Consider the following 16,350-nt stretch of genomic DNA (forward strand, 5'->3'; position numbering starts at 1 on the left):
ACCTAGTGAAGAATAATACTTTTGATAAAAAGAAAAAGGGATAAACGGAGTAATATCAATATGTTGCTTTAATAGAGAAAGTAGATTATTTTGATCCTGATGAAAAAACTTATCAAAGTCAGATGAGATATCACAAAGATTTAATTGTTTCGCTGAAATTGGCATAAGTTTCTCCTTTCTTGTAAGTTTTGAGTTATGTACAATTTCACAATGTATATATACCCAAAACGGGGGAAACTTAGCCATTTCAATAGATTAAAATGCAGTATTTGTGCGAGTTGTAGAGTTCTGCAACGAGCTAATTAAATATGAATAAGGGGGAAATGTGAATGAGGCCGTCAATGATGGAAGAAGTAGAAGGATTAAGAGGAATCAACTCTGTAAAGGTAAAGGAAGCAAGCGAAGCTGGAAGGAAAGTTGTAGGGATGTATTGTGTATTTTCACCGCAGGAAATTGCACTGGCTGCGGGCGCCATTGCAGTAACCCTATGCGGTACAAAACAGGAGCCTATTGAAGATGCAGAAAAGCACCTGCCGCGAAATTTATGTCCCTTGATCAAATCCAGTTACGGCTTTGCCATTACAGATAAATGTCCATATTTTTATTTTTCCGATGTTTTACTGGCTGAAACTACCTGCGATGGAAAGAAGAAAATGTATGAATTGATGGGTAAGATCAAACCTATGCATATCATGAATCTGCCCCAAACTGCTCAAGGTGAGGATGCATTGGAAGCTTGGAAAAATGAAATGGTGAAATTCAAAAACTATCTAGAAGATAAATTCCAGGTACAGATTACTGATGAAAAGCTTCGGGATGCCATCAAACTGATGAACAGAGAAAGAAAGGTCATGCGAAAGCTTCACCAGCTCAATGCCCATAAACCGGCTCCTCTTTCAGGAATGGATATGATGCTGGCTCAATGGCTGAAGGGCTTTAATATAGATAAGGAAGCAGGGATCGAAATCATTGAGCGTTTGATTGCTCAAGTAGAAGAACAGATTGAAAACGGCATTTCTCCATTTACAGCAGACAGTCCCAGAATTCTGTTAACAGGATGTCCAATCGGCAGCGGTTCCGAGAAGGTCCTTAAGATCATTGAAGAAGCCGGTGCCAGTGTAGTTGCATTAGAGAACTGTACAGGATATAAAGGACTGGATGTATTGGTAGATGAGGAGAAGGCCCCTATTGAAGCACTGGCGGAAAAGTACCTTTCAACGCCATGTTCCTGTATGACACCAAACAACGGAAGACTGGACCTGATCGAAAGAATGGCTAAGGAGTATCAGGTGGATGGTATTGTAGACTTAACATGGCAGGCCTGTCATACATACAATATCGAATCCTACACGGTACGTCAGTTTGCAAAGGAAAAGCTAAATCTGCCGTTTATCCAGATTGAAACCGATTATTCAGATTCCGACGCGGGCCAATTGAAGGTTAGGCTGGAAGCATTTTTAGAAACCATAAAGTAAAGCAGCTTTAGAGCTCCATGAATATGGGGCTCTTATAGATTGTTAATGAAAAACTTTCTAACTATTATTTTTTTTCAGAAGCTGTGCAATATAGATTTAGGCCAGTAAAATGAAAGATAAATGTAGGGGACGCCCCATAGGCGTCAACTTAACCCATAATTTGTCATCCTGAGCAGAGTAAAACGAAGCCGAAGGATCTTTAAGCTAGATGATATATTCTGATAATCAAAAGTAATCTTGCTTATGTTCTATAAGATTCTTCGCTAACGCTCAGAATGACATGCTTCTAAGGTGTATTTGGAAATATTTTAATTGAGTTGACGCCTATGGGGGACGACCTATGTGTCGTCCCATACAAAATGCGATCTTGTTGTAGCCGTGTAAATCTATATTAGTACTTATAAACAAGGATGTGATCAGATGATTAGTGTTGGCATCGATATGGGGTCCGTAGCAGCAAAGGCCATCGCCTATGATGGAAAAGGCATTGCTGCCAAGGTAATCATGCCCACAGGGTGGAGTCCGAAGGAAACGGGACAAAAAATTATGGAGGAGCTTCTGAGGTTGGGAAATATAGAACGTGAACAGGTTGCCATGATTGTGGGCACCGGTTATGGGAGAATCGCCTTGCCTTTTATTGACCGAAAGGTCACAGAGATAACCTGTCATGGGAAAGGGGCCTATTATCTGAATCCTGCTGTTCGAACTGTCATAGACATAGGAGGACAGGATAGTAAGGTTATCCGAGTGGATGAGGAAGGTGCTGTAGTGGATTTTCTGATGAATGATAAGTGTGCAGCGGGAACAGGACGGTTTTTGCAGGTGATGGCCCATGCTTTGGAAGTGGATGTCAGCGAGCTTTCCCAAATCGCCAGAGGAGCAGAACCACGCAGTATCAACAGCATGTGCACCGTGTTTGCTGAATCAGAGGTAGTAAGCCTTATGGCGGAGGGGGCTTCGAAGGAGAGTATCGCTGCGGGATTGCTTCAGTCAGTAGTGAATAAAACCTATTCACTTGCCAGCCGCTTAGGTATACAGGGAAAGGTCTTCTTTTCCGGTGGTGTAGCTCGTAATCCCCTACTGTCAGATTTGTTGGGCCAGAAATTGAACACAGAGGTTTTTGTTTCACCACTGTCCCAATTTAATGGAGCCATTGGAGCTGCTTTAATAGGTTATGAGCATCTGATAAAAGGTTAAGGATTAGGATTCCTGGAGAATGCTGCAGTAGATGGAGATAATTTCTTCTAAATTGTAGAGCAGAACCAATAAGCTGATAACATCGTCAACGGGGAAGTTGCTGTGTTCAGCGTTGAAGATAAACCAGTTTTTGGTTTCTTGGATATCCGATAAAATAAATGAAAAAGCCCTTTGGAGCTTATTGTTCTTTGCGCAGTTTTCGGGAACCATAGGCTCCAACTCTTTTAACAGCCCTTTGTTTTTCTGCATGGCTTCCCGCACAGGATCCACCACCCGGAGGTGGATGTCTTTGTTTAGAATCTGCAGAATGGGGTGGAGATGCTGCAGAATTACTTTTGCCTGATTTACTGTGTCCAGCATCTCCCTGCTGTGCATGCTGCCATAGGACATTAGCTTTTCATCCTTGATTTGCAGCTGCAGCATTTTTTCTGATTGCTGCAGCCGATGAGAAAGTTCTTTTAGCCGGTCATCCAGCTGGGCAAGGTCTTTTTCATGTTCTCCTAGTAGTATTTCCAGCATTTCGATGATTGTACCCAGGATTTCCTTTAGTGCCTTTTCCACAGATACGAAGGCTTTTTGATGATAGACTGGAGGATAAATGCTGAAATTGATAACCAGGGCTATACTGATGCCCAAGGAGGTGTCCATTAGCTTTCGAAAAGCAAAATCAATATACTGACCCTCTGCATTAAAAAAAACTCCGGCAAATACGATGCTGGCCATGACAATAGAATCCTGTAATTTCAGATGATTCATAATGGAGATCAGTGCAATGATTCCAGCTCCGGTTACAAGAGGGTTGCCGGGAGACATGAGCACGAAGGCCAAGCCTATAGCAGATCCTAGGGATGTACCCAGCAGCCGGTTCATACCGGTTTTCCATGAATCGGATACGGTAGGCTGCATGGCGATCAAAGCGGAGATGACCACGAAAAAGGGATTGTCAATTTTCAAGAGGGGAGCAATCAAGATAGCCAAGGCTACAGCAATGCCTGTCTTGATGGTACGCAGACCAATTCTCATTTCCTTCACCTTCAATTATTTTCAATCTAAAAAACAAATAGATTATCCTATAGGTTTTTGCAGGAATGAATTTATTATGCAATGGGATTCAATGCTGATTGAAGGAAATAGAAGTTGATTTATCGAATAAATCCATGTAGTATATATAGAAATAACCAGGTTTATGGTTGTACATTTGGTCAAAGGGGGATGCATCAATAGGATGAAACAGGAAAACATAATAAAAGTCAACCCAAATGAGGATGCTGGAATAAAAAAAGGGAGACAGCTGATTCGGGGGATGAAAACAGGAATCTCAATAGCCGTAGGATATATTCCAATTGCCATAACCTTCGGATTACTGTCTAAGGCAGCAGGTGTACCTAATGCCATCAGTATTATGATGTCATTGGTGGTTTATGCAGGCGCCAGCCAGTTTGTAGCCGTAAATCTCCTGGCATTGCATACAGGATACTGGGAAATCCTATTAACGACGTTTATTTTAAACTTTAGACATTTTCTTATGGGTGCCTCCATTTCTCAAAGAATTGAAAAAGGATTATCCAAGCCCTGGATGGCATTGCTGGCCTTTGGAATAACTGATGAGACTTTCGCTGTGGCCTCAATGGAAAAAGAACAGCAGTTAAACCCCTGGTTTTTGCTAGGTCTAAACCTTATCGCCTTTAGTGCTTGGAATGCAGGGACCTGGGCAGGAGTATTTTTAGGAACTGCGCTGCCCGATTCTGTACAAAGCAGTATGGGAATCGCTCTATATGCCATGTTTATTGGATTGCTTGTTCCAGCAGCTCGAGAAAAGAAGGCAATTTTTCATATCGCTATGCTGGCTGTACTGCTGCATGGCATCTTACATTGGACTCCTGGACTGGAAGTCATTTCAACAGGCTGGAAAATCGTAATAACAACCATCCTGGCCTCAACAGCAGGGGCCCTGATATATACAGAGGAGGCGTTATAAAATGAAGCAGCTGGTATTGCTGATTTTAGGGATGGGCTTTGTAACCTATAGCTCCCGTATGCTGTCTATGGTATTGCTGCAGGAGGTGAGCTTGCATCCCTTTTTACAGAGATTTCTACGGTTTATTCCCTATGCAGCCCTTGGAGCCCTAATATTCCCGGGAGTTTTGACATCTACCAGCAGTTTGTCCTCGGCAGCGGCCGGGGGATTGGTGGCAGCAGGCCTTGCTTATTTCCGGTTTAATTTAATCATTGTAGTATTTGGCAGCATCAGCACCGTTTTTCTATGGCAGCTGCTGATGCAATAAAATATAATGAAAGCAGGTATGAAAAATGCGCTATCATTTTTGTCCCAAGTGCGGTGGGGCATTAAGTATTGAAAAAACACAGGATAAGAATAAGCCTCAATGTACCCAGTGCAGCTTTACCTTTTATCAGAATCCTGCTGTAGGGGTTGCGGCCATTGTCATCAAGGATCAAAAGCTGCTGTTGGGGAAACGGCAGGGGAGCTACGCGGGACAGTGGTGTATTCCCTGCGGCTATGTGGAATGGGACGAGGATGTCTATGATGCGGTCATCCGGGAATTTTATGAGGAAACAGGATTAACGATCAGTATATCGAAGGTTTACACGGTTCTATCGAATTTTCATAATCCGGCACAGCATACCGTTGGAATCTGGTTCATGGCAGAAGTGATGGATGGAGAGGAAAAAGCCGGTGATGACTTGGAGGAAGTGGGATATTTTACTTTTGAAGATATGCCAGAGCTGGCTTTTCCCACAGATAGGATAGTTATTGAGAAGTTAAAGTCAGAGGAATTGATTCAATAATTCTAGAGAAGATCGTAAGGGGGGCGACTTATGGGAATATATTTAGACAATGCAGCTACATCATTTCCAAAGCCACAAGAGGTAGCAAAGGCTGTATATGAATATATGCTGTACAATGGAGCTACAGCCGGCAGGGGAGCCTACGGGCGGGCTATGGAAGCGGATCGGTTGGTTTATGAGACGAGAAAACTCCTGGCAGATTTTTTTCATTTTAATGATTCTAAAAAGGTGATATTTACCTCCAATGTAACAGAATCCATAAACCTGGTGATGAATGGCATCTTGAAACAGGGGGATCATGTCATTACCAGCAGTTTAGAGCATAATGCAGTATGGAGATGTCTAAAGACCTTAGAAAGGGACAGAGGCATTCGTATTACAGCCATCCCTGCTACAAAGGAAGGATTTACAAATCCAGAGGATGTTGAGAAAGCAATACAGCAAAATACCAGGCTCATTGTATTTACCCATGCATCAAATGTCCTGGGAACGATACAGCCTGTGAGAGAGATAGGGGCTATTGCAAGAAAACTGGGGATTCCTTTTCTGGTAGATGCAGCTCAGACTGCTGGAGTATACCCAATTGATATTGAGAAGGATAATATTGATCTTTTAGCTTTCACAGGACACAAAGGTCTTATGGGGCCAATGGGTACAGGAGGTTTGATTATTAATTGGAATGGAGTGATTAATCCACTAAAGCATGGCGGAACAGGAGGAGATTCAGCTTATGAATTTCAACCTGAGTACTATCCAAACAAATTTGAAACAGGAACTTTAAATGTCAGCGGTATCATTGGACTGAGAGAAGCCTTGAGATTCATCCAAAAGGAAGGCATAGAGACAATATTGGATAAAGAAAAAAGACTTTTAACTTATGCGCTGGAGAGACTCTGTGAGGTTAAAAATATTATCATTTATGGACCAAAGGATGCGGAAAAAGCTGTAGGGGTTTTATCCTTCAATCTGAAGGGGATATCGGGAGAAGATGTGGCCTATCGGCTAGACCAAGACTACAATATCATGGTTCGTGTCGGTTTGCACTGTGCCCCCACGGCCCACCGAATTATTGGAACAGAAAAAGAAGGAACTTTACGAATAGGGATTGGGTATTTCAATGAAAAATCAGACATCGATAAACTTGTGGAGGCATTAAAGGAGATTATAGGGGATAAGTAAAATTAAGGGGGACGGAATTATAAATGTATTTGGAAGAAGTGAAGATGACACGTATACAACCTTGTACTGCCGATGCTGGCAGAATGAAATTTAAAGCCAAATTTTCAAGAGATGTATCAGAGATACTTCCCTATATTAACGGCAGGATGCAGACTGCCATCTACCATAAAGCTGCCGGTACCTTAACTTTCCATAAAGAGTTTCGTATGATCACAATATATCCTGAAAAGCTGGCGGTTTCAAAGGTGATCAATGAAACCGATGCCTTTGAAGTTATGGGTCTGGTGCAGAATTTAATCAATGATACGTATGATAATCGGGAAAATATAGAACCTTTGTATGAAATGAGGGAGAGAATCAGCCCTATCCAGGTCTATAAAAATCTGCCAAAGCTCAATTGCAGACGGTGCGGAGAAACCGCTTGTATGGCCTTCGCTTCAAAACTGATCAGCGGAGCGCAGAATATCAAAAACTGCCGCCCCCTTTATGAGGAAGGCTATAAGGGGAATCTGGTGAAGCTGGAGGATGTATTGCAAATATTAGGCTATGCCTAATATTTTAGGTTGACATGAACATTAAATAATCATAATATAAAAATATAAATATATTATTATGAAGGAGGGCTTATCATGTTGATTCAGGTATTAGGACCAGGCTGTAAGAACTGCAAGACCGTAGAGGCCAATGTAAGGGAAGCCTTGCAGGCACTGGATATGGAGGCCAATGTAGAAAAGGTGACAGATTTCTCTGATATCATTAATCTTGGTGTCATGAAAACCCCAGGATTGATTATTGATGGAGAAATCAAGGCATCGGGAAGAATTCCATCTACAGAAGAGATTAAAGGCTTTTTAATAAAGTAGCTTCAGGAGGAAATGGATGAGAAAAGGTAAATTGTCTCCATGGCTATTAAGCTATATTCGTGAACGTGGGGATTCGATGAATGTTACAGGTCGAATTACGCTAAAGGGCTGATGATCTATCTTTAAGACGCCATCAGGTCTGATGGGAGAACCAGAGAATTTAGAGCACTTCCAGCTGTTCGAAATAGAGGACATAAAATTATATGTGGAAAAAAGCATATTACAGAATTATGTTCAAAATAATGTACTGCTGATAAATATTGAAGGATACGGCAGATATCAGTTATATATTACAGAAGAGACAAATCCATAAGGGAAAAGAATAGAATGGATATGAATATCAAATCCTATAACAGACTGATAAACCAATCAGTCTATATTTTTCATAAATACATTGACACGTATCTATATGCATAACATAATATATATAGATCATTATCTATATAACAGTTTGGAGGGGATGCGATGCAGGAAGAATGTATTTTTGCAGTTATGCACATATCTAAAGCTGTTAGGCATTGACAGAATCATTAAATAATCATATGATAAATATATAATAATATCATTATATATTTATCATATGATTGGAGGCAGAACCATGAGCGAGTGGAAGAAGTTTTGGATCATCGTTGGTGTATTTCTAGCTGCATATTTTATGCCTGTAAACAGCCTTCGATTTCAGGGGGCTATCATAGAATCCTTTGCCATGCTAAATGATTATGCCAGAGAGCATGTATTGCTTTGTCTGGTACCAGCATTCTTTATTGCCGGAGCAGTAGCCGTATTTGTATCCCAGGATGCAGTCATTAAATATTTCGGACCTACAGCCAAAAAATGGGTGGCCTACTCGGTAGCTGCAGTATCCGGAACCATATTGGCTGTTTGCTCCTGTACGATCCTGCCTCTATTTGCGGGTATCTACAAAAAAGGCGCCGGATTGGGCCCTGCAACAGCTTTTCTTTACTCAGGACCGGCCATCAATGTATTGGCTATCGTGATCACCGCCAGGGTATTAGGCCCTGAACTAGGAATTGCCAGAGCATTGGGTGCAGTATTATTTAGTATTGTGATCGGTTACTTAATGCACCTGATATTCCTAAAAGAAGAAAAAGAGAATACAAATAAAGATGCCAGAATGTTTGCCCATGAGGATACAGATGATAAGCCCCTATGGAAAACTGCTGTATATTTCTTTTCAATGGTAGGAGTTTTAGTATTTGCAAACTGGGGAAGACCCATGCAGTCAACTGGGTTGTGGGCAACTATATTTAGTATGAAGTGGATTTTGGCAGCGGGCTTCTTAGCCGTAATACTCTATGCATCCTTACAATGGTTCAATAAAGAAGAAAGAGATGAGTGGTTTAGTTCCACCTGGGGCTTTGCAAAGCAAATATTACCACTCTTGTTTTTCGGAGTGTTAATTGCCGGTATCTTACTTGGAAGACCAGGACATGAAGGTTTGATTCCGTCCATATGGGTAGAGCGATTAGTAGGAGGCAACTCCATACAAGCCAACCTTTTTGCATCGGTTGCAGGTGCCTTCATGTATTTTGCCACTTTGACGGAGGTACCGATTTTGCAGGGATTGATTGGCGCAGGGATGGGGAAGGGACCTGCACTTGCTCTGCTGCTGGCTGGACCGGCATTATCTCTGCCCAATATGCTTGTAATCCGTCAGGTCATGGGCACGAAAAAGACAGTGGTATTTGTTTCATTGGTGGTGGTGATGGCCACCTTTGCCGGTATCGTATATGGAACCTTTTTTTAGAATTGATACAATTTATTATTTATAGATTTACGCCATTAGAAATAAATGTACTCTTGTAGGGGCAGACACGCAGGTCTGCCCCCATAGGTGTCAACTTAACCCAGAGTTTGTCATCCTGAGCGGAGTAAAACGGAGTCGAAGGATCTTTAAGCTAGATGATATATTCTGATAATCAAAAGTAATCTTGCTTATGTTCTATAAGATTCTTCGCTAACGCTCAGAATGACATGCTTCTAAGGTTTATTTGGAAATAATTGGATTACGTTGACGCCTATGGGTCTGCCCCTACAAAACAACATCTTGTTGTAGACGCGTAAATCTATATAAATGGATGTTCTATATAATGAAACAAAAAACTAAAATTACATTGACTATACAATATTTGCATGATACAATTAAAAACAAGGAGGCAGGTATGATGAACAATAGAGAAATAGATGATCCAATCAAGGATTTAAAAGAACAAGATACAAGCAATGAGGACTGCTGTGTAGAAGAAGTAGGTGATATGATTCAGCGGCTGGTAAGAGTATTCCAATTGATCGAGAGAGATCAGATTAAAATATTTGGTGTTACTACGACCCAATGCTACTGCCTTCTGGAACTATTGAAAGTAGAGCAATTGACCATGAACGAAATCAGTCATAAAATGAACCTGGATACCAGTACCATGACTAGGGTAATCGACAAGCTGGTTAGAGATCAGTTGATTTCGAGAGAGCGTCAGGAAGAGGACCGGCGGATCGTAGTTTTAGAACTAACGGAAAAGGGAAGAAATACTGCATTGCAGTTAAACGAAAGCATACGAAAATATTACAAGAATATTATTCAGAATCTACCAGAGGGGCAAGTTGACAACGTATTAAACGCTGTATTTCTACTGCTTAACGCCTTTGATAAAGCAAATCCAAACTGCTGCTAAAAATTTTCACAAATAATTGTATGATACAAATTATGCATAATACAAAAATGAAAAGGAGAATGAGGTATGATGAATTTAGTGAAGGATGTACTCCTCACCGTATTTAACTATTTAAAAGCCGATTGGCATATCCTACTCATAGGTATTCTCATGGCCGTTAGCATCAACGTATATGTTGATGCTATGAAGCTAAAAAAATATCTGGAGAAAAATGCTGCATTGTCGGTGCCTGGTTCAGTGGCCTTTGGCGCTCTAACACCCCTTTGTGCCTGCGGAACCATGGCGGTGCTGCTTTCCATGTTTATCTCTTCCATGCCCTGGGGGGCTGTAATGGCTTTTTTGGTATCATCCCCTTTAACCAGTCCCTCAGAATTTATGTTTCAGACCAGCTTCTTTGGGGCTCGATTCGCCACTATGGTTTTAATATCTTCCATCGCATTAGGGTTACTGGCAGGCTTCATAGCCCATTTGCTGGACATGAAAACCAACTTTTTTGCAGGACAGTTTAGACTAAATGCACAAGGTCAGAAAAGCTGCTGTAATAAGGATGAAGAAAGTGATGGAATGATAGATTTACTAGAGCCTGCTGCATGCTGTTCACAAGAAGAAGTAATGACCCAACATAAGCAGAGCTTCAGAGAAAAATATAAGATAGATCAATTTGTGAAAGAATTCTATAATATTGGAATTAAGAAGATTCTTCTTGCTTTTATCGTATTCATTGCCATTGGAAGGATTGTGGAGATGATAATCCCAAAAGAATGGATTTTGGCCCTCTTCAGTCAGGATAAAAGCTACTCTATCCCATTAGGTGCAACCATTGGATTACCTTTGTATGTATCGGGTTCGGCCTCATTGCCGATCATGAAGTCCTTTATGCATTCAGGGGCAGGTGAAGGAGCAGTCTTAGCCTTTTTAATTACGGGAAAAGCCACCGGTATTCCAGTAATTGCAGGTATGTCAACAATACTTAGGAAAAAGGCCATATTGTTCTATGTAGGTTTTGTATATCTCGGCGGAATATGCTTTGGATACCTATATCAAGCCTTAGTCAATATGCTGGTATAGGATTTTAGGAGATGACAACTCCATCGTAAATAGTTTACAATAAAATCTGAGAGGTAGAATTTGTACCTCTCTATTTTGTTGAATAATGGAAAATCATTATGGTATAAGATAAATAGATCAACAAATTTATTGTAAAAAATGGAGAGATGGATATGGGAAAAAGAATGGCATTTATATCAGATGTTCATGGAAATATTGAGGCCCTAGAGCGGGTATTGGAGGATATCGTAAATAGAAAAATCGGTTTTCAAGATGTTTATTGCCTGGGAGATCTAGTAGGATACGGACCTAGACCCAATGAAGTGATTGAACTTATTCAAAAAAATAACATTCAAACAGTGCTGGGAAACTATGACGAGGCGGTGGGCTTTTATTTGCCCAGCTGTGGCTGCCATATTGACTCAAAAATGAGTAAGGAGAGGTCCAGGAATTCTTTGGAGTGGTCGGCAAATCACACCACAGAAGAAAATAAACAGTTTTTGAGAGCACTGGAGGAACAACTGATATTGGAGGAAGGTGGGTATACAGTATTGCTTACTCATGCAAGTCCCTATGCGATTAATGATTATGTTTATGAAGAGGATATTGAAAAACAGAGGGAAATTGCTTCAGAGTATGAAGAGGACATTATCATCATGGGACATACCCACTATCCCTATTATAAAACAGTTAAGGGTAAGCTCTTCATTAATGCAGGCAGTGTAGGCCGTCCTAAGGATGGTGACAACAGGGCTTGTTATTGTGTTATAGAAATAAAAGATTCAGTCCGTGTTGAGTTTATACGGGTTGAATATGACATCGAAAAGGTTGCAAAGGAAATAGAGGAGTCGGAACTACTAGATGAGTTTGCTGCAATTCTTAGAAAAGGAACCGATAAGTTATGATTTTTACTGTTTGATTAGATAATTGGAACTATTAAAATAAAAGCTCTTTCTTAGGCTAGCGTTGATTTGTTTAATAGATGAATCATAGGCGTCAACGTAATCCAATTATTTCCAAATAAACCTTAGAAGCATGTCATTCTGAGCGTTAGCGAAGAATCTTATAGAACATAAGCAAGATTACTTTTGATTATCAGAATATATCATCTAGCTTAAAGATCCTTCGACTCCGTTTTACTCCGCTCAAGATGACAAATTATGGGTTAAGTTGACGCCTATGATAGATGCATAGATCTGACATAATTCGGTCAGCATGATATGCTGCCCCTACGGTTTCTATTCATCGAGGGTAGAGGTTGCACAGTGTGCAACCTGCTTCTAGAGGAGACTGTGAGAATTAACATAGAATTAACATAGAATTAACATAGAACTTATTTACATATCAATATATCATGATATAATAAATTTGAGATAAGGTTTTTTCATGCAATGTTGGCTTCCTCCTCCTCCCATTCACTTCCCACAAGTAAATATAGAAAGAGGAAGCCAACCCCCTATTTTTTATAAGGAAGTGATTCCATGAATATGAATCTAGAAAATATCATGATAATCAGCAGTACATTCATAATTTTTAGTGTATTAGGGTATCTAAACTATAAAAGTACCATGAATAAGGTAAAAAGGTTGCAAGAGAAAATGGGAATACTTAACAAGAAATTAACAGGAACAAAACATTTTTAAAACAAACACATCATGATAATGTGATATTATGATTTAAAAGGTGGTTGGGGACAGGTTCCCTAAATATAAATTATAAGAAATGAAGGGAGAATGACTAAATGAAGTTGTTCAAAAACAAATTTTCAATTTTAGCAATGATTTTGGTAATCAGTATGATTGCATTAGCAGGCTGTGGCAGTAAACCAGCCGGGCAAACTGCACAAGAACCAGCAAAGGAAGAGGTAAAGCTTTCAGGAGAAATTAAGATTGACGGGTCCTCTACAGTATTCCCGATTACAGAAGCCATTGCAGAAGAGTTTAGAGCAGTTTACCCGGATGTAAAAATACCTGTTGGGGTTTCCGGAACAGGCGGCGGATTTAAGAAGTTTGTTGCAAAGGAAACAGACATTAATGATGCATCGAGACCAATTAAAAGCCAAGAAGCTGCGGATGCTGCATCAGCAGGGGTAGAATACGTAGAACTAAAGGTTGCTTTTGATGGATTGTCGGTATTGGTAAATCCATCAAATACTTGGGTAGACTATCTTACTGTTGATGAATTAAAGAAAATTTGGGCCCCAGATAGTACGGTGAAGACTTGGAAAGATGTTAGAGCTGAATGGCCGGCAGAAGAAATCAAGCTTTATGCACCGGGAACAGATTCAGGAACTTTCGATTATTTCACAGAAGAAATCAATGGCAAAAGTGGTGCCATCAGACCGGACTTTATTGGAAGTGAAGATGACAACGTACTAGTACAGGGCATTGCAGGAGATAAAAATGCTTTAGGTTTCTTTGGATTTGCTTACTATGAAGAAAACAAGGATAAGTTGAAAGTTGTTAAGATTGATAATGGAAATGGTGCTATTGAACCAACCTTTGATACGATCAAGGATGGCAGTTATGCTCCATTGTCAAGACCCCTATTCATTTATGTAAACAAGGCATCCTTAGAGAAACCGGAAGTGAAGGAGTTCGTAACCTTCTATTTGGAAACGGCAAAGGATATTGTTAAAGAAGTAGGATATGTAGCTCTTCCGGATGAAGAATATGCAGCTGGGCTAAATAAAATTAAATAGTTATTTGATTCTAAGAAAAGCGCCTTCAAAAGGATTATTTGGAGGCGCTTTATCATAACCAAGCAAGGATGGAAATCAAAATCATATTTGGGGAGAGCATACATGATGGAAAAATTTTCAACATGGAAAAGCAGGATAGAAAATCTAATCAGTCGGCTAAAAGACAGTTTTAAAAGACTTAAAGCTGCGTTAGAAAAGAAAATAAACCCAGACCATCAATGGTTGAAAAGACTACATAATCTCAAAGGAATGCTGCCTGAGAAAAATTCAGATATGCCCATGCGCAAGCAGCTGATTATTGTATTTACCCTGATATCTATTCTACCGGTTCTACTGATAGGAATCGTGAGCTTCACGATCACCTATAGACAGGTTACTTTATCGCAGAAAAAAATGATGTCTGTATATGCTGAAGGGATCACAAATAATATTGACAGTACGATTAGGAGTACTGAGAATATTTTGAAGGGACTATCGGCCCAATCAGACTTGCTCGTACTTCTGGAAGATGTGAACAGTGATCAGCAGATTAACGATGTAATCAAATTGAACAGTATGATTTTTTCATTGAAAAATGCGGTAAAGAGCTCGGAAAAATTATATGAAACCGTGTTTATAACAGATATTCAGGGAAACGTCATTGCCGATGGTTCCCCTTATCGTGAAGTTTACACCAAAATGAATATTCAAGATACGGATTATTATCAGGTAATAAAAAAAGGGACCGGCTTTTATGTGGGAGCGCCGATAGAATCCAAGGCAACAGGAAAAATACTCATTCCCGTGGCAAAATCTATCGATAGCATAGCCAGTCAAATGGGCGTAATGGTAATTATGTTTGACTTAGAAAAATTTACAGCGCCTATTCACGACTTAAAGGTAGGGGAGACAGGATATGTATATGTTGTAAATGATCAAGGCCTTATTCTTCATCATAAAACCCCGGAGAAGTTCATGACCAAAGTCGAAAACAAACTCATTCAGGATGTCGTGAAAAATATAGGAGATGAACTACAAAATAATGGTTTTGGCAGTTATAGATTAAATGGGGATCAGAAGGTAGCTGCATTTCAGAAGCTGCAAAGCACCGATTGGCTTGTGGTGGCCGCCATGGATAAAACAGAGTACGACAAAAGTATGGTGATCATAAGGAACTTAATTTTAATCATGGTCCTGGGATTGATCGTACTATGTCTATCGGTAGCGGTGATATATTCTAAAAGTGTAACAGTACCTGTACAAAAACTGGCAGAACTGATGAATCGAGTAGCGAAAGGACAGTTAAAAGTAAGGTCTGATTATCACACGAATCAGGAAATCGGCAGGCTCAATGACAGCTTTAACCATATGGTAGAAAATCTTGAGAATTTGATTGAAAGGATTACGACAGCCTCCATAGAGATCACAGAAGCTGCACATAAATTTACAGATATATCCCGGAATACCTATGATTACACCAGTCATGTTGCACAAATTGTCAGTGATATTGCAGAAGGGGCTGGGGAACAGGCCAGAGATATAGGGTTGGGCGTATATAAGATGAATGAACTGGCAGAGATCATTAGCCATGTGAATGAAAATACGGTTCATATTGTCCATAGATCAGATGAAACGGAACAAGTGCTGCAAGAAGGATTAAAACAAGTAGAAGTATTAAGCAATAAATCGAAGGAAGGATATGAGATTTCTACACAGGTACATAGGGTGGTACTAGAGCTGGACGAGGAGATAAAGAAGATAGGTATGATCATCAACACCATTACAGCTGTATCTAAACAAACCAATTTGCTTGCACTAAATGCTGCCATTGAAGCAGCCCGTGCCGGAGAGGCAGGCAGAGGGTTTTCAGTTGTGGCTGATGAAATCAGAAGGCTGGCGGAAAAGGTATCACAGGAAACGGCAACCATACAGGGGATTATTAAGGAAATTGAGGTTAAGGCTAGAAATGTTGAAAATGCGGTTATTTTAAATGAAAGAATTGTAGAACAGCAAAGTATTGCAGTGGAGGATACAGCAAAATCCTTTGAAAGGATACAAGAAGCCATTCAACAGATGGCAATGTATTTAAAAAATATACTTTTATCAGCAGATAAAATGGATATAGGAAAAAATGAAATTATCAATACTATCAATGGGATTTCCTGTATAGCTGCAGAAACCGCAGATATTGCCACTACAGCCTCTGCCACATCCCAGCAGCAATTTGCTATGGTTGAAGAGATCAAGCACTATGCGGATAACCTCAGTGCCCTGTCCAATAATTTAAAAGAATCCATTAGTATGTTACAGGTTGAATTTAACAAAGATTTAACATAGAAGCAGAAAAAATTATGATTTAATATCATAATATCATGATATAATATATATAGAAACGAATATATCTTTGGTGT

15 protein-coding genes are annotated in these 16,350 nt (G+C 40.0%); 14 read left to right on the forward strand and 1 reads right to left on the reverse strand.

Annotated elements, in window-relative coordinates:
* Window positions 1-329: 329 nt before the first annotated feature.
* Window positions 330-1,475 (forward strand): double-cubane-cluster-containing anaerobic reductase, encoded by a 1,146-nt coding sequence (locus BUB56_RS06020; RefSeq protein WP_110940472.1) that lies wholly within the window; start codon window positions 330-332, stop codon window positions 1,473-1,475.
* A gap of 420 nt (window positions 1,476-1,895) precedes the next feature.
* Window positions 1,896-2,672, forward strand: a complete 777-nt coding sequence (locus BUB56_RS06025; RefSeq protein WP_110940473.1) for an acyl-CoA dehydratase activase — start codon at window positions 1,896-1,898, stop codon at window positions 2,670-2,672.
* 3 nt (window positions 2,673-2,675) lie between these two features.
* Here the strand turns inward: BUB56_RS06025 and BUB56_RS06030 are convergent, their stop codons facing one another.
* Window positions 2,676-3,695, reverse strand: coding sequence for an FUSC family protein (locus tag BUB56_RS06030; protein WP_110940474.1), 1,020 nt, complete (start codon window positions 3,693-3,695; stop codon window positions 2,676-2,678).
* A 202-nt stretch (window positions 3,696-3,897) separates the two neighbouring features.
* Here BUB56_RS06030 and BUB56_RS06035 point away from each other — a divergent pair, with 202 nt between their 5' ends.
* The 12 genes from BUB56_RS06035 (at window position 3,898) to BUB56_RS06090 (ending at window position 16,276) form a co-directional block, all read left to right on the forward strand.
* Window positions 3,898-4,650 carry an AzlC family ABC transporter permease gene (locus BUB56_RS06035; protein ID WP_110940475.1) on the forward strand — a complete coding sequence of 251 codons (753 nt, stop codon included), beginning with the start codon at window positions 3,898-3,900 and terminating at the stop codon, window positions 4,648-4,650.
* 1 nt (window position 4,651) lies between these two features.
* On the forward strand, window positions 4,652-4,957 hold the full coding sequence (locus BUB56_RS06040) for an AzlD domain-containing protein (RefSeq protein ID WP_110940476.1): 306 nt from the start codon (window positions 4,652-4,654) through the stop codon (window positions 4,955-4,957).
* A gap of 25 nt (window positions 4,958-4,982) precedes the next feature.
* Window positions 4,983-5,480 carry a nucleotide triphosphate diphosphatase NUDT15 gene (locus BUB56_RS06045; protein WP_110940477.1) on the forward strand — a complete coding sequence of 166 codons (498 nt, stop codon included), beginning with the start codon at window positions 4,983-4,985 and terminating at the stop codon, window positions 5,478-5,480.
* A gap of 30 nt (window positions 5,481-5,510) precedes the next feature.
* Window positions 5,511-6,659: an aminotransferase class V-fold PLP-dependent enzyme gene (locus BUB56_RS06050; protein WP_110940478.1), complete on the forward strand. Its 1,149-nt coding sequence runs from the start codon at window positions 5,511-5,513 to the stop codon at window positions 6,657-6,659.
* A 23-nt stretch (window positions 6,660-6,682) separates the two neighbouring features.
* A complete protein-coding gene (locus tag BUB56_RS06055; RefSeq protein WP_110940479.1) occupies window positions 6,683-7,213 on the forward strand; it encodes a (Fe-S)-binding protein in 531 nt (176 codons plus the stop codon).
* 75 nt (window positions 7,214-7,288) lie between these two features.
* The gene (locus BUB56_RS06060; protein ID WP_110940480.1) at window positions 7,289-7,522 is read left to right on the forward strand and encodes a thioredoxin family protein; all 234 of its coding nucleotides are present in this window, start codon (window positions 7,289-7,291) and stop codon (window positions 7,520-7,522) included.
* A 598-nt stretch (window positions 7,523-8,120) separates the two neighbouring features.
* Window positions 8,121-9,290: a permease gene (locus BUB56_RS06065; RefSeq protein WP_110940481.1), complete on the forward strand. Its 1,170-nt coding sequence runs from the start codon at window positions 8,121-8,123 to the stop codon at window positions 9,288-9,290.
* Between the two features lie 418 nt (window positions 9,291-9,708).
* Window positions 9,709-10,212, forward strand: a complete 504-nt coding sequence (locus BUB56_RS06070; RefSeq protein WP_207650404.1) for a MarR family winged helix-turn-helix transcriptional regulator — start codon at window positions 9,709-9,711, stop codon at window positions 10,210-10,212.
* Window positions 10,213-10,278: 66 nt separating this feature from the next.
* Window positions 10,279-11,280, forward strand: coding sequence for a permease (locus BUB56_RS06075; protein ID WP_110940482.1), 1,002 nt, complete (start codon window positions 10,279-10,281; stop codon window positions 11,278-11,280).
* A 152-nt stretch (window positions 11,281-11,432) separates the two neighbouring features.
* A complete protein-coding gene (locus tag BUB56_RS06080; protein WP_110940483.1) occupies window positions 11,433-12,164 on the forward strand; it encodes a metallophosphoesterase family protein in 732 nt (243 codons plus the stop codon).
* Window positions 12,165-13,000: 836 nt separating this feature from the next.
* Window positions 13,001-13,960, forward strand: a complete 960-nt coding sequence (locus BUB56_RS06085) for a PstS family phosphate ABC transporter substrate-binding protein (protein WP_110940484.1) — start codon at window positions 13,001-13,003, stop codon at window positions 13,958-13,960.
* 102 nt (window positions 13,961-14,062) lie between these two features.
* Window positions 14,063-16,276: a methyl-accepting chemotaxis protein gene (locus BUB56_RS06090; RefSeq protein ID WP_110940485.1), complete on the forward strand. Its 2,214-nt coding sequence runs from the start codon at window positions 14,063-14,065 to the stop codon at window positions 16,274-16,276.
* The last annotated feature ends 74 nt before the right edge of the window (window positions 16,277-16,350 follow it).

The organism is Geosporobacter subterraneus DSM 17957 (genome assembly GCF_900142145.1).
GTDB classification, from domain to species: Bacteria; Bacillota; Clostridia; order Peptostreptococcales; family Thermotaleaceae; genus Geosporobacter; species Geosporobacter subterraneus.

Coding starts and splice junctions, on each gene's coding strand:
- BUB56_RS06020 (WP_110940472.1), top strand. CDS start 330: ATGAGGCCGTCAATGATGGAAGAAGTAGAAGGATTAAGAGGAATCAAC.
- BUB56_RS06025 (WP_110940473.1), top strand. CDS start 1,896: ATGATTAGTGTTGGCATCGATATGGGGTCCGTAGCAGCAAAGGCCATC.
- BUB56_RS06030 (WP_110940474.1), bottom strand. CDS start 3,695: ATGAGAATTGGTCTGCGTACCATCAAGACAGGCATTGCTGTAGCCTTG.
- BUB56_RS06035 (WP_110940475.1), top strand. CDS start 3,898: ATGAAACAGGAAAACATAATAAAAGTCAACCCAAATGAGGATGCTGGA.
- BUB56_RS06040 (WP_110940476.1), top strand. CDS start 4,652: ATGAAGCAGCTGGTATTGCTGATTTTAGGGATGGGCTTTGTAACCTAT.
- BUB56_RS06045 (WP_110940477.1), top strand. CDS start 4,983: ATGCGCTATCATTTTTGTCCCAAGTGCGGTGGGGCATTAAGTATTGAA.
- BUB56_RS06050 (WP_110940478.1), top strand. CDS start 5,511: ATGGGAATATATTTAGACAATGCAGCTACATCATTTCCAAAGCCACAA.
- BUB56_RS06055 (WP_110940479.1), top strand. CDS start 6,683: ATGTATTTGGAAGAAGTGAAGATGACACGTATACAACCTTGTACTGCC.
- BUB56_RS06060 (WP_110940480.1), top strand. CDS start 7,289: ATGTTGATTCAGGTATTAGGACCAGGCTGTAAGAACTGCAAGACCGTA.
- BUB56_RS06065 (WP_110940481.1), top strand. CDS start 8,121: ATGAGCGAGTGGAAGAAGTTTTGGATCATCGTTGGTGTATTTCTAGCT.
- BUB56_RS06070 (WP_207650404.1), top strand. CDS start 9,709: ATGAACAATAGAGAAATAGATGATCCAATCAAGGATTTAAAAGAACAA.
- BUB56_RS06075 (WP_110940482.1), top strand. CDS start 10,279: ATGATGAATTTAGTGAAGGATGTACTCCTCACCGTATTTAACTATTTA.
- BUB56_RS06080 (WP_110940483.1), top strand. CDS start 11,433: ATGGGAAAAAGAATGGCATTTATATCAGATGTTCATGGAAATATTGAG.
- BUB56_RS06085 (WP_110940484.1), top strand. CDS start 13,001: ATGAAGTTGTTCAAAAACAAATTTTCAATTTTAGCAATGATTTTGGTA.
- BUB56_RS06090 (WP_110940485.1), top strand. CDS start 14,063: ATGATGGAAAAATTTTCAACATGGAAAAGCAGGATAGAAAATCTAATC.